Annotated in this window: 15 protein-coding genes; 10 read left to right on the top strand and 5 right to left on the bottom strand. The window is 40.9% G+C overall.

Features of this window, described 5'->3' with window-relative positions:
- Nucleotides 1–172: 172 nt before the first annotated feature.
- The 7 genes from HX021_RS03970 to HX021_RS03940 all read left to right on the top strand — a co-directional run bounded on the left by HX021_RS03970 (nucleotide 173) and on the right by HX021_RS03940 (nucleotide 9733).
- Entirely contained in the window at nucleotides 173–3211 is a 3039-nt protein-coding gene (locus HX021_RS03970) for a tetratricopeptide repeat protein (protein ID WP_286588562.1), read from the top strand.
- A 6-nt stretch (nucleotides 3212–3217) separates the two neighbouring features.
- Nucleotides 3218–4969: a TonB-dependent receptor gene (locus tag HX021_RS03965; protein ID WP_286588561.1), complete on the top strand. Its 1752-nt coding sequence runs from the start codon at nucleotides 3218–3220 to the stop codon at nucleotides 4967–4969.
- Nucleotides 4970–5008: 39 nt separating this feature from the next.
- The gene (locus tag HX021_RS03960) at nucleotides 5009–6310 is read left to right on the top strand and encodes an SPOR domain-containing protein (RefSeq protein WP_286588560.1); all 1302 of its coding nucleotides are present in this window, start codon (nucleotides 5009–5011) and stop codon (nucleotides 6308–6310) included.
- 32 nt (nucleotides 6311–6342) lie between these two features.
- Complete coding sequence (locus tag HX021_RS03955; RefSeq protein WP_286588558.1) at nucleotides 6343–7050, top strand: MotA/TolQ/ExbB proton channel family protein; 708 nt, start codon at nucleotides 6343–6345, stop codon at nucleotides 7048–7050.
- Nucleotides 7050–7460, top strand: coding sequence for an ExbD/TolR family protein (locus tag HX021_RS03950; protein ID WP_286588556.1), 411 nt, complete (start codon nucleotides 7050–7052; stop codon nucleotides 7458–7460). Before HX021_RS03955 ends, HX021_RS03950 begins: the two co-directional genes overlap by 1 nt.
- A 134-nt stretch (nucleotides 7461–7594) precedes the next feature.
- A complete protein-coding gene (locus tag HX021_RS03945) occupies nucleotides 7595–8422 on the top strand; it encodes an energy transducer TonB (RefSeq protein ID WP_286588555.1) in 828 nt (275 codons plus the stop codon).
- A 12-nt stretch (nucleotides 8423–8434) separates the two neighbouring features.
- Complete coding sequence (locus HX021_RS03940; protein WP_286588553.1) at nucleotides 8435–9733, top strand: bifunctional folylpolyglutamate synthase/dihydrofolate synthase; 1299 nt, start codon at nucleotides 8435–8437, stop codon at nucleotides 9731–9733.
- Between the two features lie 96 nt (nucleotides 9734–9829).
- Here the strand turns inward: HX021_RS03940 and HX021_RS03935 are convergent, their stop codons facing one another.
- Nucleotides 9830–10849: an asparaginase gene (locus tag HX021_RS03935; RefSeq protein WP_286588551.1), complete on the bottom strand. Its 1020-nt coding sequence runs from the start codon at nucleotides 10847–10849 to the stop codon at nucleotides 9830–9832.
- Nucleotides 10850–10865: 16 nt separating this feature from the next.
- Nucleotides 10866–11633 (bottom strand): TatD family hydrolase, encoded by a 768-nt coding sequence (locus HX021_RS03930; protein WP_286588549.1) that lies wholly within the window; start codon nucleotides 11631–11633, stop codon nucleotides 10866–10868.
- A 245-nt stretch (nucleotides 11634–11878) separates the two neighbouring features.
- On the opposite strand from HX021_RS03930, the gene HX021_RS03925 reads away from it, so the two are divergent.
- The 3 genes from HX021_RS03925 to HX021_RS03915 are packed head-to-tail and all read left to right on the top strand — an operon-like array spanning nucleotide 11879 to nucleotide 15491.
- Nucleotides 11879–13297 carry a TolC family protein gene (locus HX021_RS03925; RefSeq protein WP_286588548.1) on the top strand — a complete coding sequence of 473 codons (1419 nt, stop codon included), beginning with the start codon at nucleotides 11879–11881 and terminating at the stop codon, nucleotides 13295–13297.
- Between the two features lie 52 nt (nucleotides 13298–13349).
- A complete protein-coding gene (locus HX021_RS03920) occupies nucleotides 13350–14306 on the top strand; it encodes an HlyD family secretion protein (RefSeq protein WP_286588546.1) in 957 nt (318 codons plus the stop codon).
- Nucleotides 14307–14318: 12 nt separating this feature from the next.
- Nucleotides 14319–15491 (top strand): ABC transporter permease, encoded by a 1173-nt coding sequence (locus tag HX021_RS03915; protein WP_286588545.1) that lies wholly within the window; start codon nucleotides 14319–14321, stop codon nucleotides 15489–15491.
- 90 nt (nucleotides 15492–15581) lie between these two features.
- Here the strand turns inward: HX021_RS03915 and HX021_RS03910 are convergent, their stop codons facing one another.
- The 3 genes from HX021_RS03910 to HX021_RS03900 form a co-directional block, all read right to left on the bottom strand.
- Complete coding sequence (locus tag HX021_RS03910) at nucleotides 15582–16571, bottom strand: FKBP-type peptidyl-prolyl cis-trans isomerase (protein ID WP_286588544.1); 990 nt, start codon at nucleotides 16569–16571, stop codon at nucleotides 15582–15584.
- 23 nt (nucleotides 16572–16594) lie between these two features.
- A complete protein-coding gene (locus HX021_RS03905) occupies nucleotides 16595–17605 on the bottom strand; it encodes a DHH family phosphoesterase (protein ID WP_286589314.1) in 1011 nt (336 codons plus the stop codon).
- Nucleotides 17606–17722: 117 nt separating this feature from the next.
- A complete protein-coding gene (locus HX021_RS03900) occupies nucleotides 17723–20362 on the bottom strand; it encodes a hypothetical protein (protein WP_286588543.1) in 2640 nt (879 codons plus the stop codon).
- Between the last annotated feature and the right edge of the window lie 58 nt (nucleotides 20363–20420).

The following is a 20420-nucleotide window of genomic DNA, read 5'->3' as shown; positions in this document are numbered from 1 at the left end:
GTTAATAACTTTTGTGTAAAGTAGCTCAATTAAAGTATAATTTAGTAAAATGAATAAAACTATCTCCCTGAGATGGGGAGAGTTGGATTGAATTTCAATAAATTTTCTTGGTTTGAAAGCGATATCCATTTATATTTTTGCAGACAAATAACATATTAAGGTTTCACATATTATGTATAAAAAGATTTACCAGGTGGGAGTTGCACTAACTGTTATGGCGACGCCAGCATTAGCGCAGCAGACAGAATGGCAACAAATCAACAAGGCATACAAGACTGGAATGGAGTTGTATGAGCGTGGAAAATTCAGTTCGGCATCGGCACAATTTGATCGGGTAGAGTCCTTACGGACAAAGTCCAATCTACAATTGGATGAGACAGAAGAGCTATCCCTATTGAAGGAAAATGTACGGTATTATCAGGCTGTCTGTGCTTTAGAATTGGGCGAATCCGATGCGGAGAATCGTTTTCTGAAATATATCAAAGATTTTCCTGTCAGCGCAAATTCCAAAGCGGCTTATTTTCAGATCGGTAAGTCTTATTACGCCAAAAAGGATTATACCAAAGCAATTGAATGGTTTACCAAGATTGACAGCAAAAATTTGGCTGGTAAAGAAAATGTGGAATACCGTTTTAAATTAGGTTATGCTTCTTTCATGACCAAGGATTATAAAACGGCAAAACCATTGTTTGCGGGTTTGAAAGACCAGAAGTCGGAATTTCAGGAAGCATCGATTTATTATTATGCCTATTTGTCTTATTTAGATGCAGAATATAAAACCGCTTTAAATGAATTCGAGCGCTTAAACGGTTCAAAACAATTTGAAAACAGTTATCCTTACTATATTACTGCCTTGTATTTCTTGGATAAACGTTATGATGATGTATTGGATTATGCCTTGCCGATCTTATCCCGTACCAAACAGGAAAATGAGACTGAGATGCTGCGTATTATTGCGGCGACTTACTTTATTAAGGGCGATCTGAAAACTTCCAAGGATTATTACGATAGATTCCAGGCGCAAGACCAAGGTAAGACGCAGAATAATCAAGACAGCTATCAGATTGGTTATATTGCCTATAAATTGAAGGATTATGATAAGGCGATCGCCGAGCTGGAGAAAATGACAGAGCCTGATGCTTATTATCAATCTGCCATGATAACCTTAGGGGATAGCTTTTTGAAGACAGGCAATAAGCAATCTGCCCGTAATGCATTTTTCAGGGCATCCAAGTTGGATTTTGATCCAGCGATGCAGGAGGAAGGCTTATTCAACTATGCAAAGCTTTCGTATGAGCTGGAGTTTCATCAAGTTGCATTGACTTCTACACAAGAATATTTAAAAACATATCCCAAATCACAACGCTTAGAAGAAGCTAAAACGTTGCTGGCAGAGGTGTTGCTGAGCACCAAAAACTATCGGGAAGCGGTAGATATTTTGGAGTCTATCTCTAAACGTGGAAAAGAAGCAAATGCGGCGTATCAGAAAGTGACCTATTACAGAGGCTTAGAATATTACAATGAGCGTGCTTTCGAAAATGCGATCTCCATGTTCATGCGTTCTGAAAAACATCGTTATGATGAGGAGATATATGCTCTGACAACTTATTGGAAAGCCGAGGCAATGTATGAAGTGCGTAAGTATGGAGAAGCGGTAACGAATTTCAATAAATTCCTACGATTGCCGGGTGCGAGCAAAACAGATGTTTATGGCTACGCGAACTATGCGCTGGCTTATGCTGCATTCCGAAATGGAAATTATAACACTTCGGCAAACTATTTTGAGCGTTTCTTAGCTACCGGAGGCTCCAAAGGATTAGAAATCAATACACGCAATGATGCTATTGCACGTTTGGGCGATTCTTATTTTTCTTCTAAAAACTACGGTAGAGCCTTGACTGAATATAACAAACTAATATCGTCTAAAGCACCGAGCCAGGATTATGCTTTATTCCAACGGGGGATTATTCAAGGGCTTCAAGGAGATAATAATGGTAAGATTGCTACATTGAATGCGGTCATTGCCCAATTCCCAACTTCTAATTATGCCGATGATATTGCTTTTGAAATCCCGTATACACGTTTCTTGATGGGGGAAAATGATCAGGCTATTTCAGGCCTTCAAACCATGGTGGAAAAATACCCACGAAGCAGCTACGTGCCACGTGCTTTGGTCACCATTGGATTGGTTCAGTATAATCAGGATAATAATGATGCTGCTTTGGCAACATTCCAACGTGTGGTGGATCAATACTCGGCTACAGGTGAAGCAAGACAGGCTATGCGTTCAATCGAAAACATCTACTTGGATAAAGGTGACGCAACAGGCTATATCAAGTATGCGACGGGAACAAATCTAGGCGATTTGTCAAAATCTGAACAAGACTCACGCACTTTCTCCACTGCAACGACATTGTTCTCACGTGGTAACTACCAAGGGGCCGTGGAAGCCGTAAATGCTTATTTTGATAAGTTCCCTAAACCAAATCAGGAGAAATATGCTCGTTTTGTACGTGCTGAAAGTAATGCAGCTTTAGGAAATACAGAAGATGCCCTGCACGATTATAATATTATTCTGAATGACTGGACTTCGCCATACACCGAGCGGACCTTGGTTTCTGTCTCAACACTGTATTTGAAACAAAAGAAATATAATGAAGCAACACAATTATTGAAGAAATTGGAATTGACTTCTGAATATAAATCCAACTATGGCTTTGCTATCAATAATCTGATGGTTTCTTACTATGAAATCGGTGATTATAAAGAAGCATTAAACTATACTAACGCCGTTAAGAACTATGAAAAATCTTCTGAAGAGGAGATCGCCAATGCTTTCTTATATGCTGGTAAGTGTTACGCGAAGCAGAACAAAAAGACAGAGGCAATGAAAGAGTTCAGTTTAGCTGCGTTAAAAAGCCGCACTGTTTATGGAGCTGAAGCGAAATATAATGTTGCTGTCATCCAATTGGAAAATAAACAATACGATACCTGTATCAAAACGGCAATGGATCTGTCGGATAATTTCTCTTCCTATGAATACTGGGTTGCCAAGAGCTTTATCACGATGGCGGATGCTTATGCAGGCAAGGGGGATACTTTTCAGGCGAAGGCTACCCTTGAGTCAATTGTCGATAACTATGAAGCAGAAGATGATATTTTGCCTGCTGCAAAAGAACGTTTAAATAATTTGAACAACAAAAAGAAATAGGATACAATGAAGAAGTTGCAAAATAGAAATGTGAAGAAATATACTTTAGCAGCGCTTTTGATGGGCGTGGGATTGAATTCTTTTGCACAGGAAACGGAAAAGAAGAACGATCCTGAAAAACCGGTCACCATTGATTCTTTTGATGTTGTTCGTGATTACAAGCCAATTCTGGCTGATGCGGTAAAAATTCGACGTAGTCCGGATATGACCAACAAACGGGAATATCAACCTAAATTATCATATGGTAATATTATCGACAAAAAGCTGGATATTAATACCGGTCTGAAACAATTGAATGTGGAAGAAATTCCTTTTGCACAGCCTTTTGAACAGAGTAGCAATTATGTCAAATTTGGTATAGGGAATTACAACTCCATCCTGGGAGAAGCCTATTTGGCTTCTGAGCAATTTGAAAATACACGCTTTGGCCTATTTGCAAAACATTTAAGCCAAAAAGGAAGTATTGAAGGCCAAAAGTTCAGTACACAAGATATTGGCATTTTTGGACGCCGAGTATTGGATGCGGTTACTTTAAAAGGTACGATCGGTTACAATCGATATGGCACAAATTTTTATGGACAGACTTTTGACCAAACGGGTTCGACATTATTGAATGCAACCCCTGATAAACAGACTTTCACAGATATTTATCTGAATGGTGAGCTTTCGGGTAATGTTGATCCAAAGAATGAACAGGCACTAAGCTACTCAGCAAAAGTCGACGGTCATTTATTCAAGGATGCTTATAAAGCGAAGGAGAACGCTATTGCCCTGTCGGGATACCTCAACAAACGGATGAGCGCTTTCAACGTGGGGGCCAACTTAAGTGTGAGCATGAATGATGTCAAAAATGAGAATGATACGGCAAATGTGAAGAACAATTTGTTCCTGATCAATCCGTACATCCGATTTAAGGGAGATAATTATAATGTGACCTTAGGGGCCAATTTGACATCAGAATTTGGGGATGAGTCGCGTTTTAATGTTTTTCCATCGGTAGAAGCTGACTTTTCACTAGCACCAGAATATGTTTCTTTATTCGCAGGTGTCAATGGTAATGTGAGACAGGCTTCTTTCCGTAACTTTGCAAAAGAAAACCCATATTTGGCACCTAATGTCAAAATCGCCAATTCAATTGAGAAACTGAACGTATACGGAGGTCTGAAAGGAAATGCAGGTGCGACATTTGGCTATAAGGTGAAAGTTTTCTACAAGCAGATAGAGGGCTTACCTCTATTTAAAAATAGTGCTTTTGGAAGTAGTCAAGATGGATATATTCCTTGGGCTTTTGATGTGGTATACGATGGCCAGATCAATAAAGCAAAGCATATGGGATTGGAAGGGGAGATCAATGTACGCCTTTCTCAGTTGGTTAACTTGGGCGGAAAAGTTTATATAGATGACTATAAGTTGAGTGATGAGGAAGAAGCATGGGGATTACCAAAATTCCGTATGCAGGCCAATGCCCGTTTCAACATCTCGGATAAGTTCTTTGTCGACGCTGAACTTTCAACACAAGGAAATACCTACGCTTATGTTTATGACTATACGGCAGACGGTAACCGTGTAGCGGACAGTGGACATAAAGTTACAATCGGATCCTTTGCAGATTTAAATGCCGGAGCTGAATACCGAATCAAAAAGCAGTTTGGTATTTTTGTCAAAGCAAATAATATCTTTGGAAAAGAATATGAACGTTATATGTATTATCCAAGATTAGGTTTCAATGTAATTGGTGGTCTTAATTATTCTTTTTAACGAATTAAGATTATAAATTTGCATTTTAAATCAAAGCGTATGAATCTAGGTAAAAACATCAGTAGTTTATTGAGGCGCTATGCAGAAGTATATGTGCCCGGGATCGGTGTATTCAAAAGAATTCACTCTCCGGCGCAATTTGATAAACAGCATAATGTGTTTTTGCCGCCGATCTCTTATGTGGAGCTAGATTACTCTGCACAGCAGGGTTTCAATATCGTTCATTATATTCAACAGCAGGAAAATCTGGGACTGGATCAGGCACAGCATATTCTGGAAGAAGCTGTTGATGGATTACGGGCTGATCTCGGACAGTTTGGACAAGTGAAATTAGACGATCTGGGCTTATTGATCAGTTATGGATCAAGTTTAGTGTTTAAACCGCTTGATCTATCAGGATTCGACTTTCAGCCAGTGACGAATCTGGTGGGGCCCGAAATTGAAACAGTTATTCCGGCGCTGGAGGAGGAACGTGAACACACTGGCGCCCGTGTGCTGACTGATGAAGCTGGGACTACGGAAGAACCGGAAGAGGTGCAAGCTGAAGCGGTACCATTAACAAACGAACCGGAGGCTGCTGCTGAAGTGGAGCCATTAATTCAGGTTCCGGAAGAGGATCTTGCCGAAGAAAAGTCCGTCTTAGAGCCCGAGAGCATACCAGCATCAAAAGGAAATGCGGTGACCGAAGAAGCAATTTCTTCGAAATCCGAACAAGGTGCTATCGCTGTGGCCAACGCCAGCTATACCCCGGATAGCTATGAAGAGGAGGATGAACCCCAGCATTCAAATGTGATGTGGTATTGGATTACTGGGGCTATTGTAGTGGTGATGGCAGTGGCGGCTGTGTTCTATATAAACCCAAGTTTAAGGAACTCAGTTTTTGGCGGTTCACAGCCGGTGGCAAAATCATCTGCAGATAGCGTTAGTCAGCAAACAACTCCGATTGGAGCTGATAGCTCATCCAATGTATCTACGGGTGATAGTCTAAAACTCGAAGGGACACCAACCGCAGCTGCTGCAGGTCCTGCCCAAGCTGGTGTAAAGACTGGAACGGAAAAACCTGCCACTATGCAGGCAGACCCCGTGATCAAAGAATCCATACCCGTGGCACAGCCAAAATATCAGGTTGTCATCGGATCGGCTAAGACCATGGCACAGGCTGAACAGGAAGCACAACGGCTTCGGTCGATGGGCTACAAGACTGCCCGTGCTGTGGAAGGGAAATCAAAAAGAAGTAGAAAGAAAGTGATATTGAATACCTATATGACAAAAGAGGAAGCTACCCTTGCTCAGAAATCTATAGAAAAGAGTATCAAAGATGCATGGGTGGATGCATTGTAAAAGTTAAGAACAATATAAAACTATTAATAATTATGTCATTAGTGCAAGATACAGCAAGAGCTGCTGTGGATACCTTTAATCAAGCTGCGCAACAACCGTTACCTGCTGCTGCAAATACAGAAAACATGAGTTTGATCGATATGATGATCAAGGGGGGATGGATTATGGTTCCCATATTATTGTTGTTCTTTATTGGATTGGTCATCTTTTTTGAACGTTATCTGACTATCCGCAAAGCAGCAAAATATGATAATAGCTTGATGTCGCAGGTGAAAGCGAATGTGCTTTCTGGAAATCTGGATTCAGCCTTGGCTGTCTGTCGTTCAAGCAACTCGGCATTGGGACGAATGCTGCAGAAAGGATTATTACGTGTGGGACGACCGATCAAAGATATTGAAGGTGCGATTGAAAACGTGGGTAAATTGGAAGTTGCCAAATTGGAGAAAAATATCAATATCCTAGGTATCATTGCGGGTATTGCACCCATGCTTGGTTTCGTTGGTACTATCTTTGGGGTAATCAAGATTTTCCATGATGTAGAATTGGCTGGTGGTATCGATATTGCATCAGTATCTGGAGGACTATATGTGAAGATGGTATCGTCGGCATCTGGTCTAGCGGTTGGTATCTTGGCTTATTTGGGCTATCATATCTTAAATATGATGGTTGAGCGATTGATTTTACGTATGGAAACAGATGCAGTAGAATTTATTGATTTATTGGATGAACCTGGAAGATAATGAACTTACGAAGTAGAAAAAATAAACCATCTGCGGAAGTGCACACCTCAGCTTTGAATGACATCATGTTTTTCCTGATGTTGTTCTTTCTGTTGGCTTCGGCAGTTGCGAATCCGCAAGTGGTCAAGTTATTGTTGCCAAAGTCAAGTGCTGGAGAGCAGTCTGTAGCAAAGAAAACAATCACCGTGTCAATCACCAAGGAATTAGGGTATTTTATCGATAAAAACCCCGTTCCAGTGGAAGGATTGGAGGCTGCGATTCAATCACAAATGGCTGGTGGGGAAGAATTGACCATTATGCTTTATGTGGACAGTACCGTGCCTATTCAAAATGTCATTTCAGTGATGGATGTAGCCAACCGTTTGAAGATTAAGGTGGTATTGGCTACAGAACCCAAAAAAGATAATTAAGAACAATTGAATTATTTTAAAGTTATATAGGTTTAGGGTAGTTATATTCCTTTACAACAGGATGAGCCTGCATAACGAGCATAACTTTATCTGGAAATTTGTTGTTCAACTAGTAATATAGGAGGTTTTATACAATGAGATACCATCTTCAACATGAAGAAAATAACTTCCCCAAAGCGTTGGGGATATCTACATTGGTCATGGCATCACTGCTCTTGATTGGATTCTTCGTGGTTTTTAAAGCACAGGAGCCGGATGAATATGGTATGGGGGGCATGATTGTCAACTATGGTACTTCTCCGGAGGGAATGGGGGACGATTATATGAGTGTGGAGGAACCCTCTATCGATCCAAACGCAAATAATGAACGTCCGGATCGTATTGATCCTGTCGAAACACCGACGCCAACACCGACACAGCAGGTTGCAGAAAAGGCTGTAGTCACACAGGATATGGAGGAAGCTCCAGCTGTTACAAAGACGGAAAAGAAAGTGGTTTCAAAAGCTGCTGAGACCACCAAGGAGACGAAAGAAGTGGCTCCAAAAGCGAATGCAAAAGCCCTTTTCAAAGGAAATAAAAACAATGGTAAAGGTGCGGGTGATGGTACTGGAACCACTCCGGGGAATCAAGGCTCCAAATTAGGGGATCCCTTAGCAAGTAATTATGGTGAAGGGGGCTCCGGAAATGGGAACATGATGTTGTCGATTGAGAACCGCAGCTTTACAACACGACCAAGTATTGATGACAATGGACAGCAAGCTGGAAAGGTTGCTGTGGAATTCAGGGTGAATAAGCAAGGTATTATCACCTATGCCCGTGCGGGTGTAAAAGGGACAACGATTACAGATCCCAGTTTGTTGGAAAAATGTGAACGTGCCGTGCGTGGCGCAAGACTGAATCAGTTGCAAAATGCCCCTGATTCCCAAACAGGACGGATCGTGTTCAATTTTAAATTAAGATAAAAGATCATTCAGATGAATGCTTATGAAGAGGCAATCGAGTATCTTTATACTCGATTGCCTATGTTTACAAGGGATGGTGCCTCAGCCTTCAAAAAAGACCTTGACAATACCATTCGACTTTGCGATGCGCTGGATAACCCGCAGCAGAAATTCAAAACCTTACATATTGCCGGTACAAACGGAAAAGGATCCACTTCCCACATGCTGGCGGCCATATTAGCCGAAGCTGGTTATAAGACCGGACTGTATACCTCCCCTCATTTATTGGATTTCCGGGAGCGTATCCGGGTGAATGGGATCATGTGTGAAAAAGAATTTGTGACGGATTTTGTCCAAACGCACCGTGAGCTGATCGAAGCGGTTAAACCTTCATTCTTCGAAATCACCGTCGCCATGGCTTTTGATTATTTTGAAAGGAATAAGGTCGATATTGCGGTCATAGAAGTGGGGCTTGGAGGACGCTTGGATAGCACAAATATTATACGGCCCCTCTTATCAGTGATTACAAACATCGGCTTTGATCATATGAATATGCTGGGAAATACGTTGGGTGAAATTGCTGGTGAAAAGGCCGGTATAATTAAAAAAGAAACACCGGTGATCATTTCGGAATATGCTGCTGAAACTGCCCCCGTATTTATAGAAAAAGCACATTTGGAAAATGCTCCTATTCTGTTTGCTTCTCAGGTCTATCAGACTAAAATGCAAGCTGTGGATCAGGATTATTTGACCATTGAAGTTGTGGGGCCCAATGTGCATACCGACAATTATCAGCTGGACCTTAAAGGTGGCTATCAGGCGAAGAATCTGGCCGGTGTATTACTAGCCGTTGATGAACTGCGTAAGCAAGGGTTTGTGATCAGTACAGGTCAGGTTCATGAGGCTTTGAAAAAAGTACAGGCATCGACCGGAATTCAGGGACGATGGCAGCAATTGTCTAAGGACCCTTTTGTCATCTGTGATACGGGACATAATGAAGATGGTATTCTCGAGGTTCTAAAAAATTTAAAAACGACTACTTACCACCAATTGCATTTTGTCATCGGAGCGATGCGCGACAAAGATTTATCACATATGCTGCCATATCTTCCAAAGGAGGCTATTTATTATTTCTCAGCTCCTGACATGCCTAGGGCAATGCCTGCGGACTTGCTTCAAGCTGAAGCCTCGGTATTTGGTCTGGAAGGAAAGGCTTTTAGGACTGTCATAGACGCTTTCGAGGCTGCCAAGGTGGCTTATCAGCCTGGGGATCTGATTTTTGTAGGCGGAAGTAATTTTGTGGTTGCCGAGGTATTGCAGCGTGTCGGCTAGTTTATCTTCAGCCCCCTATTTCCTGCTCCTTATATAAGAGCCGGAAATAGGGGGGCTTTGCGATCATAAACGCTATAACTGACAGAACCTTTTACTTTAGTCATTGACGGTCAATTCTCCACGGATATCTTTTTCGATCCAATAAGCAACTTCTTTCTGGTCTGCTAATTCTCCTTGCAAGTACATGAGTTTGGTGACCGCAGCCTCAAAAGTCAGATCATAGCCATTGAGCACACCGATTGCCTTCAGTCCCTGTGAGGTTTCGTATCGTCCTAGTTCTACCGACCCTACCTTACATTGAGAAATATTCAGGATATTTTTACCCTGATCTATGGCTCCCTTTAATAAATCCAAAAACCAGGTATCCGTTGTCGTATTTCCAGATCCAAACGTTTCCATTACAATAGACCGCACATCTGAATCCAGGACGGCTTTGATCGTCTGGGCAGATATACCGGGGAAGAGCTTTAATACGGCAACCCGATTGTCTAATTTGGTATGCAGGATAAATTCCTTGTCAATATTGTTCAATAAAGCATCTGTATTATATTTGAGATGAATACCTGCTTCAACTAAGACAGGATAATTTGGAGATCTGAAAGCCTCAAATTTAGCCGAATTGTACTTAAATGACCGGTTGCCACGAAAGAGCTTATTATCGAAAAGTATGCATACTTCTTGAATGATAGATACACCGTTTTGTTTGGCAGAAGCAATTTCCAGTGCTGTCATCATATTTTCCCTTGCATCTGTCCGAATCTCGCCTATTGGCAACTGTGATCCGGATAAAATGACAGGTTTCTGAAGCCCTTCGAGCATAAAGCTCAATACGGAGGCCGTGAATGCCATTGTATCCGATCCATGGAGAATGACAAAGCCATCATAACTGGCATAGTTATCTTTAACGATTTGTGCCATTTCTATCCATATTTCCGGCTTCATGTTTGAAGAGTCAATGATGGGCTCGAAAGAGTGTACAGTCAGTTTATAGTCTAAGCGGCTTAGATCGGGAAGATTACGCTTGATCAATTCAAAGTCGAAAGGAACAAAGGTTCCTGTTTCATCTTTAACCATTCCTATGGTTCCACCCGTGTAGATAATAAAGATATTGTGCATTGGGGGTCTTTTTAGATTATATACCAAAAATACGTTGTGAATTTGCTGTTGTTATTTCTGCTATCTTTTCAATAGGCAGATGATGTAAATCTGCCACTTTCTGGGCAACGTAAACGAGGTAGCTGCTTTCATTTTCTTTCCCACGGAAAGGAACAGGGGCAAGATAGGGGGCATCAGTCTCCAATACGATGTGTTTTAAGTCGATTTCTTTGACAACATTGTCCAGCCCTGCTTTTTTAAATGTAACGACACCACCTATACCCAGGGCAAATCCTAAATCAATGGCATGCTGGGCTTGTTGCAGTGTACCTGTGAAACAGTGAAGGACACCATATAGTCTGTCGTCGTGTAGTTCTTCCAGCAGCTCAAATAATTCTGAAAATGCATCCCGGCAGTGAATATCGATGGGCAAATTAAGTTCCTTAGCCCATTGAACCTGAGTGCGGAAAGCATCTTTTTGGATATTGAGCGTACTTTTATCCCAATAAAGATCCAATCCAATCTCACCTATGGCATGGACTTTGTGATTTTCGAGATTCTTTTGGATAGTTATTAACTCTTCAACGTAGTTTTCCTTCACATCACAGGGATGTAGTCCCAACATAGGAAAACAATGCTCAGGGTATGCTGCAACAGTATCAAAGACGGGTTTTATGGAAGCACTATTGACGTTGGGTAAAAAAAGGCGTTGTATATTGTTATCCAGACATCGCTGAATCTGTTCTTGCAGTTTGTCAGTGCCTGCGTGGTAATAAATGTGTGTATGTGTATCTGTAAGCAACATATTTTTCTGCGTGGAGGAGCTCTCCAAAGATAACTTATTAATTAACAAAATGAAAATTAATAAGGGATTCCTTTGTATTGAAAAATGAGTTCTGAAGAACAGAAAAGGAATTTTTTAGTCATATTATACGGATATACTTTTTTTGTTATCTTGGAAATAACGGGTGGTATAAAAACATACAGCACAGTTTGCTGTTAACAAAAGAACGGTTGTTGTCCTATTTTTTACAAGAATAAATGAATCATATGATAAATAAGAAGCTATGCTTGGGTTTGTTCGCCTTTGTGTCAGTAATATGTTTAGATAAACTGCATGCACAGTCTCTGATTGACCCGGCCGTAAAAGATATTATTCAGAAAGCCTTTGAAACAAATAAAGAGTTAAAATTAAAGGCTTATGAAGTGGATAAAGCCCGTTTAGAAGTAGATGGTGTCAAAGCGAACAGATTACCACATGTCTCAGCCTTGGGATTATATGGTTATGTCCATAGCCATGGTAGCGTGGATGTTCCTACGGTCAACTTACCTTTATTGAATCTGGGGCTTTTTGAAGGAGCTACAGGATTTAGCATGCATGGACAGGCAGCTTATGCAGGGGTTTCTGTAAAACAGGTCATCTTTTCGGGATTGCAAATTCCGAATGGCATAAAAGCATTGAAAGAGAAGGCTGTTGCGCAGCAGTATATGGAATCAGCAAGCCGTGAGACGCTTTCAAAAGATATTATAGCCTCTTTTGATCAACTGATGCTTTTGGATGAAGTGGATAAGCTTATTGTGGATTCGGAGAAGCGGCTGAAGAAAGAGCAGGAAAAGGTGAACAAAGCAATCCAGCATGGGCTGGCAATTCCTTATGACCGGGATAAGCTTAAATTGGCCCTGCTGGAACTGGAAGAGAAAAAAGTGGAAGTGGCCGGAAATCGTGATCTTCTCTGTCAAAAGATAGGACAGGAGACAGGTGTGCCTTTTCAGGAAGTCGGTGGAATCCATTATGGTCTTGAACCGATATTCTTGTCGGAGATTCCCGACAACGTAGACCAGCGTTCAGAACTTAAAGCGCTGGATGCTTCATCAAAAGCCTATGCGTATTTATATAAAAAGGAAAAAGGAGGTGCCCTTCCGGCCGTTTTTGCATTTGGCTCTGCAAATTATCTGAATGTTTTCAATTCGAAACTGAGTATCCAGGACCGTCCCTTATTGGGGACTGTAAACCTGCCGTTAAATTCGATCAAAGGAAATCCCAATCTGATGGTTGGCCTTGGCGTAAAATGGGATCTTTATACAGGCGGAGAGCATCACAACAAGATCAAGCAGGTCAAGTTGGACCAGACTATCAATGCGACGAAAAAGGAAGATACGGAAGAAAAGTTGAATCTGCTGTTAAGCAAAAACAAAGTTACCTACACCACAGGCAATCAAAAATTGAAAGTAGGGGAGCAGCAGATGCGTGTTGCAGAAAATAATCTGTCGATGGCTGCCAAGCAATATCAGGCGGGATTGATTGACGTGACAGCATTATTGGCAGCAGAAAACGATTGGTATAAAGTCAGTTTAAGTTATTTTACCAATGTGCTGCAGCAGCGAACGGCTGCGGTTGAATTATTGCATACATCGGGAAAATTATTACAAACTATACATGAAGATGCCCATACGGACAACGTACAATGATTGATGAATAAATGGGTGTTTTGGAGGAGTATTAAAAAATAAATCATTTAATATGAAAAATTTATATGGGGTATTATCCTTATCTATTTTTGTTTCCTGTACCAGTCAGGTGAAGGAAAAACCTATAGAAGGTAAGGTTGAGCGTGAGCAGGTGACGGTAGTGACAAAAGTACCAGGAAAAATTGCTCAGTTTTTAGTTGCAGAAGGTGATTTTGTGCATGCTGGCGATACTTTGGCTATTTTGAGTATTCCCGAAGTTGATGCTAAAGAAGAACAGGCGAAAGGTGCTTTACAGGCCGCCGATGCACAATATAACATGGCTGTCAAAGGGGCTACCAAGGGGCAGTTGGTCCAATTACAGGCAAAAGTCGATGGCCTCCGGGAGCAATATGAATTTGCCGAGAAATCGATCGGCCGATTGGAGGCTTTGTTGCAGGATAGCCTGATCCCACAGCAGAAGTATGATGAAACTTACGCAAAGTATCAGGGAGCAAAAAATCAATATCTTGCTGCGCAGGCCGAATTGGCCGAAGCTCGCGGTGGAGCAAGACGGGAGCAACAGATGATGGCTTTGGGACAAAAAGAGCGTGCATTGGGAGCAATATCTGAAGTCAATGCTGCCGCGCAAGAAAAATATGTGATCGCGCCCCAGGATATGAGCATAGAAACCATCAATCTCAAGGTTGGAGAACTGGCTATGGCGGGATATCCTATTATCAATGGTTTTTTGGACCGTTCAACTTATTTTCGGTTTACATTGCCAGAAAACAAGGTCGGAACACTACAGAAGGGAGCGGCTGTTGAGGTTGAAATTCCTTACCTGAACCATAAAAAGGTCAAAGCAAAAGTGATCAGCATAAAAGCATTGAATTCGTATGCCAATATTGCGTCGGCTTATCCCGACTTTGATCCACAACTGGCCGTATTCGAACTAAAAGTCGTGCCGGAAGATGTTGCTGGAACAAAAGATCTGTTGGCAAAAACACTTGTTGTCCTCCATGCGAATTAAAAAGAACTTGATGTGAAAAAATTTTTAGAATTGATCCAACGGGAGTTTCTGCTCTTTTTTAACAATAAAGTTTTGTTGATGCTCTTTTTAGGTGCACCGGTATTGTACGGAGTTCTGGTAGGCCATGTGTATCAACAGGGTAAAGTTACGGAGATGCCCATCATCGTGGTGGATGAGGACAATAGCCCTTTAAGCAGTTCGTTTATTGATATGCTGTCTGATAATGAAAGCATTCAAGTGACCAAAGTACTGCCGTCTTTATTTGATTCAAAGGATATTGCTATCCAATATGATGCGACGACCATTGTACATATCCCCAAAGGATTTGCTTCTGGGGTGCAGCAAAGTCGTCTACCTGAGGTTACAGTCTTTGTTGATGGGGCCAACACATTGACTTCCAATACCGCACTAATGGCCGTCAATGTGTGTGCAATGACCATGAAGGCTGGTATTCAGATCCAGGGCCAGATGAAACGTGGTGTTCCGGCACGTATCGCCGCTCAACAATATGAACCTTTTAAAACCACTATTGTCAAGCAAAATATCCGAAGCGGTAATTACCTGTATTTTATGTTGCCCGGAGTATTGATTACGGTATTGCAGCAAGTTTTATTATTGGGACTAGCCTTATCCTTCTCATCCGAATTTGAGGGAAATACCTTTCCTGAACTCGTCAAGAAAATTTCGAATCCTATAGGGCTTATTCTAGTCAAGATATTGCCATATGTCTTGATGTCTGTAGGGATATTGGCATTGTATTGGGGTTTTGGGCAATATTATCGTATGCCTCTCCATGCCGAGTTTGGCCGTTTTGTGCTCTGTACGGTTGTGTTTTTATTGGCAGTCTGCTTTATTGGTGTCCTGGTAAGTCTGCTATTACCTTCGCAATTGAAATCAACAGAAGTACTGATGGTTGTCGCTACCCCAGCTTTTATTTTGAGCGGTTTTACCTGGCCGTCGAGCCTGATGCCAGGATGGATACAAGCCATTGCTAATGTGATCCCATCTACACATTACCTTCGGATTTTTAGGCTGATGTTTATCCAACATGCGGAAAATCATCATACGGACAAGGCGCTCCTTGCACTGACAGTTATCATGATCGTATGTTTTGTACTGGCTGTGGGTGTACTATGGTGGAAAATAAAAAAGGTAAAACAAGAAACCAGCAAGGTGAAAGCATAGCAATTGGACCAAAAAAATATCCTCCAATAAAAAGGCCGGCTCAAAAATGAAGCCGACCTTTTTATTGGAGGATCGCCTTGATCAGTCCGATTATTTTTTAGCTGCAGGAGTTTTCGCAGCTGGGGCAGCAGCATCTGGTGTTGCAGTTGCCGGAGCAGGCATTTTTCCTGGTTTAATGTCTAATACCTCAACTTCGAATACCAATGGAGCGTATGGTGGGATTTTACCTGAAGGGCGGTCACCATAAGCCAAAGATGAAGGGATCACTAAAGTTGCTTTTGTACCTTTATTGAACAACTGGAATGCTTCAGTCCATCCTGGGATAACACCGTCAACACCTAATTGGAATTTTAATGCTTCATAAGGACGTTGCGGATTGAAAATCTTTTCTTTTTTCGCCACATCAGGAAGGTTGGTGTCAAAAACAACGCCTGTAGTCAGTGAACCTACATAGTTAACTTGAAGTGAGTCTCCTGGCTTAGCATTTGCTCCTGTACCTGCCTTAGTGACTACATATTGAAGTCCTGAAGCTGTTTTTGTTGTTTTCAAGTTTTTATCCTTGATGTATTTTTCAAGCTTTGCAGGCTCAGTATCTTTGTGTTTGTTCAATTCTCCTTCAAAGTACTTTTGAACTTGCTCACCTAATTGCTGATCTGTTAATTTCCCTTTTTTGAAGTGCTTTTTAACTTTAATTGAGAAAACTAAGAACTTATCCGCAAATTCAGGTTTTGGCTGATGTGTTTTTGCGGCCATAGAATCCAAGTTGATTTTGAAGACCAAACTATCTCCTTCACCGACATATTTGAATAATCCTGTAGGGTCACCTGGATTTTTAGCGATGATGCTATCTGGATATAATTGAACGATCTGAGGGATACCCATTTCATAGGTGCTGCTCATCACGGAATCTCTATCTGTTGATTGTACGATGTCAATGGCTAGTAAATCACCCGATACTGCTTTTTCTTTTGCATTATCATCCACGATCTTATACTCAAGACCACCTTCAGCCTTTTTGAATTTTTGGCATGAGGTCATCAAAAAGCCTGCTGCCGCAAAAAATAGAATTGCTTTCTTCATTTTCTAATGTATGTTACGATATCTTATTTTGTTAATATTTCTTTATAATTTGGTAAAATTGATTTGAATTTAGCCACCACAGCCTCCAGGCTTTCTTTCGAATTGCCGCCCGAGGCATTCAGATGACCCCCTCCATTGAAATACAATTTACAGATTTCATTGCAAGGAACTTCCCCAATCGACCGCAAAGATAGTTTAATTTGTTCATTTCTATCAATAATTAGGGCAGCTAAACGAATTCCTTTAATGGAAAGTGCATAATTGACCAATCCTTCCGTATCGCCGGTAATGACCTGAAACTGATTAAGGTCCTCTTTGGTGACATGAATGATGGCGGTATTGTATTCCTGGATGACTTCAAGTCGATTGAGCAGGCAGAACCCCAGAAATTTTAACCGACTTTCAGACGAGCTATTGTATATTTCTTCGTGGATAGCCCAATTTTGTGCTCCACAGTCAATTAACGTTGCGATGATGCGGTGAATCTCAGCTGTGGTAGAGCGAAAACGAAAGGAGCCTGTATCGGTCATAATACCGGTATAGAGGCAAGTTGCCATGTCTGCACTGATATGTTCAGCATCTTGCATTTCGCTGGTCAAGAAACGATAGATCAGTTGTGCTGTTGCTGCTGCAGTTGAATCCCAGAATGCATAATCCTCAAATCCCTCCGGATCCAGGTGGTGATCGATCATGCATTTGATCCCTTTTGCTTGACGAATAGGTTCGGCCATCTCATGGATACGGGAAAGACCATTGAAATCCAAACAGAACAATACTTCAGCAGCTTCAATCTGTTGATTATGTAATTGAATATCGTGGGTATATATCTGTACATGCGCTAAGCCAGGTAACCAGTCCAAAAAGGCTGGAAAATCTGATGGCACAATTAGATTGACTTTATGTCCTTTAGCAGTCAGCCAAAAATACAATCCCAAAGATGAGCCCAATGCATCACCATCTGGTTTGTAATGTGTAGTAATTACAATACGCTTTGGTTCAGCTAATATTTCTTTTAATTCTTCCGATTTCAGCATAGTCATATTAAGTCTGCAAACCTACTATAAAAAAATTAGATTAGACAAATTTTTTATAAACATCTTTTGCATCTTACTGTGTTTTTTTATGGTTTTAAAATTTTGATTTTCAAGTTTTTAAAACTTGTATACGTAGATCTTGAAATCCCTTTTCATACAGATCAAATAATTGGCATTGTCGCCGTAATTAATCGGTCCGTAATAGAATTTCGAAAATCCTTCTATCGGGAATCCTTCTTGTACCAGCCCGTCTGATCCAAAAACATAAATCATGCGGTTAGCGGTACCGACGCCTAGGACATCAGATTTTCCGATCCGTTTAAAGAAGAGCGGTCTGTTACTTACGTCTTCAATAAACTTATATTCGAAATAGGAAGAAGAGTCTCTTGAACTATATGCATTCAATTTATTGTTTGCAAGGATGACAAAATCTCGGTCTGCACCACCACTGATATCTTCGAAATTGAAGAATACATCTTTCCTCCATTCCCCAAGCTTTATTTTTTTTGTTTCTCCTTCAAAAGGAACCTTGAAAACACTACCCCTGGTATCGGCAACATATACAAATGAGTTTTTTTCATCCGAGGCAGCAACCAGACCAATTGGATTATTGACACTCTCCCCGTCGGTATCCAAAGTCTGTTTATGAAGAATCTTGCCGTTTTGATCGAAAAAATAAACAGATGCGGTGCTGGTCCCAGCGATGATATAACTGGTTTGGCCCAAGGTTGTTGTTTTCAGGTCAAAAATAATTCGGCCTTCTACACGATTGTTTTCAAAACCTTCGACTCTTTTACCGTCTAGTGTATAGGCAAGGATACGGTCGGTAGCTGGAATATAGATGCGCTGTTCCTTATTAAAATTAGAAATTGTGGGACCGTAGGTTGCTGTAGAAGGCAATTCAATGGAAAATCCGCTGAGATTTTTTCCGTCAGGCATAAAGCGATATAAGCGACTTTTGGTGACGACAATAATGCTCAAATCCTGTAGCTGAATGGGTTCTCCCAAAATCTCCCCCTGGAATAGATTTTGCCATAACTCTTTTCCATCCGGGGAAAAAGCATGTACGGTATGATCCTGTTCCTGAATCAGAATAAATTTCGTTTTGCCATCCTGATCGAGGATCCATGGCTTATTCAAGATGCGGTTGTCAAGCTGTACCGTCCATTCGGGTTTTCCTCCCAGCCGTGTATCACTTTTATAGCGTGCATATAAACTAGAGGAAAATGTTCCCTGGTTGCCGCTGAGCTGATAGGACCAGGAATAAAAATTCTGAAAACCAAATTGATCCTCATCCTGAAAATTCTTGGCGTAATCAGTTTTTAAGTTTGTCAAGATATTGCTTTTGGCAGCTTTGGGTTCCAAATAGAATGTCACATTGCTTCGACTGCTCTGCAGGGCCGCATGATTTTTGAAAATAGAGGTCCCTGATAAAAATTGCTTTTCACGGAAAGATTCACGATAGTCTCTCAAGATCCCTGTACGGTTTGCTACAACCATGATATTGTCAACAATCGTAAAATAAGGCCGTGTAAAACTCTTGAAAGGAGCACCCAACGATGCATACAGGATGTTGGAATATTTAAATTGATAAATGGAATCACCGACCGAAGAACTGATTTTTTTGAAATTGTCCGTGAATAAGGTAGAATCTGATATACTGATCAGGCCCAGTGTATTTTGGTTATCTAATTCTGCCAAGGCAAATTCATCGTTAAAAATCGGGGTAATGACACTGTCAAATGAGAGATTAATGTCATCTTCAATATTTTTGATGCTGTTCTGTATGCGGTCGTATTCTTTTTGGTAAATGAACAATTCTTTCAATCCTGCACGAAAGCTATAGGGGTCTGAAATGCTGAAATCAATATAAGAAGCCGCATTTTTAGGTAAATAATTTCCCAAAGCCTGAACCTGAGCTGTCTGGTTAGCAAATAATTGAAGATAGCTACCTTTGCTGGCCAGTAGATCAGTTTCACCCTTAAAGATCAAGGCATCCTGTTTAAAGTTCATATTCCAGGAAGTCTGTCCTTTTAAGGAATCGATCAGTGACAGATAATGTCCAAACTTGGATTTCATGAGTATACGGGCAATTCTCGGGACTTGCTCATTAGAGAAATATAAGCTTAAAGGGGTGTTTTTGTTATTATGATTGACGAAAAAATCGATCTGTTTTGCATCTATTTTCTTGATATTCTTGTCAAAAACCTGAGCAAGGACTTGTTTTGAATAACTTGCAAATATAATCTCGTGAGCATATGTACAATAGAGGGTGCTGTCTTTTACCCCTTGATTGAATCCATAAAATTGCTGTCCTAATGTGTCAAATGGTTGTATTTTATTGTTTTTTCCAATTTGTCCCATTACGGTAGCAAGGGTATTGTTGTCAATACTTTGTCCTACCTGCACACTATAAAGTGGGGTAATCTGATCTTTTTCCTGATGAAATGAAAGTAGAATTTGCTGGCCCTCCACAAGTGGGGCAAGCTGTTCACTGTTCAGCAATTCATCCTTTAACCTTTGCAGGTTGGCAAAATTGCCTTGTCCAATTAAGGCTTTAAACAATTCATAGTCGTGGAATATCGTATCCACGGTTTGATCGTTTGCAAAGGAAGCGATCGCTAATGTGTTTTCTGGTAAATATTGTAAAGCCTTGGAATCTTGTTTATTATTTTTGTTAAAATCGCCGAAAAGGTATATCGTTGCCGCAATGACGGCTATGAATAATAAAATTGTGATGACAATTGTTTTTTTCATCAGTATAAATTGTTTTTTAATGGTGATGAAACGATCATGGGGCAGCTATTCATTTGGG

Origin of the sequence: Sphingobacterium sp. N143 (genome assembly GCF_030325625.1) — a bacterium.
GTDB lineage: Bacteria > Bacteroidota > Bacteroidia > Sphingobacteriales > Sphingobacteriaceae > Sphingobacterium.
Note: the sequence above shows the minus strand (reverse complement) of the source record. Positions and strands in the feature narration are given on the sequence as shown.

Excerpts from the sequence above, each read along its gene's own strand:
- HX021_RS03965 (WP_286588561.1), top strand. The coding sequence starts at position 3,218 with ATGAAGAAGTTGCAAAATAGAAATGTGAAGAAATATACTTTAGCAGCG.
- HX021_RS03945 (WP_286588555.1), top strand. The coding sequence starts at position 7,595 with ATGAGATACCATCTTCAACATGAAGAAAATAACTTCCCCAAAGCGTTG.
- HX021_RS03930 (WP_286588549.1), bottom strand. The coding sequence starts at position 11,633 with ATGTTGCTTACAGATACACATACACACATTTATTACCACGCAGGCACT.
- HX021_RS03925 (WP_286588548.1), top strand. The coding sequence starts at position 11,879 with ATGATAAATAAGAAGCTATGCTTGGGTTTGTTCGCCTTTGTGTCAGTA.
- HX021_RS03920 (WP_286588546.1), top strand. The coding sequence starts at position 13,350 with ATGAAAAATTTATATGGGGTATTATCCTTATCTATTTTTGTTTCCTGT.
- HX021_RS03955 (WP_286588558.1), top strand. The coding sequence starts at position 6,343 with ATGTCATTAGTGCAAGATACAGCAAGAGCTGCTGTGGATACCTTTAAT.
- HX021_RS03950 (WP_286588556.1), top strand. The coding sequence starts at position 7,050 with ATGAACTTACGAAGTAGAAAAAATAAACCATCTGCGGAAGTGCACACC.
- HX021_RS03900 (WP_286588543.1), bottom strand. The coding sequence starts at position 20,362 with ATGAAAAAAACAATTGTCATCACAATTTTATTATTCATAGCCGTCATT.
- HX021_RS03910 (WP_286588544.1), bottom strand. The coding sequence starts at position 16,571 with ATGAAGAAAGCAATTCTATTTTTTGCGGCAGCAGGCTTTTTGATGACC.
- HX021_RS03935 (WP_286588551.1), bottom strand. The coding sequence starts at position 10,849 with ATGCACAATATCTTTATTATCTACACGGGTGGAACCATAGGAATGGTT.
- HX021_RS03970 (WP_286588562.1), top strand. The coding sequence starts at position 173 with ATGTATAAAAAGATTTACCAGGTGGGAGTTGCACTAACTGTTATGGCG.
- HX021_RS03960 (WP_286588560.1), top strand. The coding sequence starts at position 5,009 with ATGAATCTAGGTAAAAACATCAGTAGTTTATTGAGGCGCTATGCAGAA.
- HX021_RS03940 (WP_286588553.1), top strand. The coding sequence starts at position 8,435 with ATGAATGCTTATGAAGAGGCAATCGAGTATCTTTATACTCGATTGCCT.
- HX021_RS03905 (WP_286589314.1), bottom strand. The coding sequence starts at position 17,605 with ATGCTGAAATCGGAAGAATTAAAAGAAATATTAGCTGAACCAAAGCGT.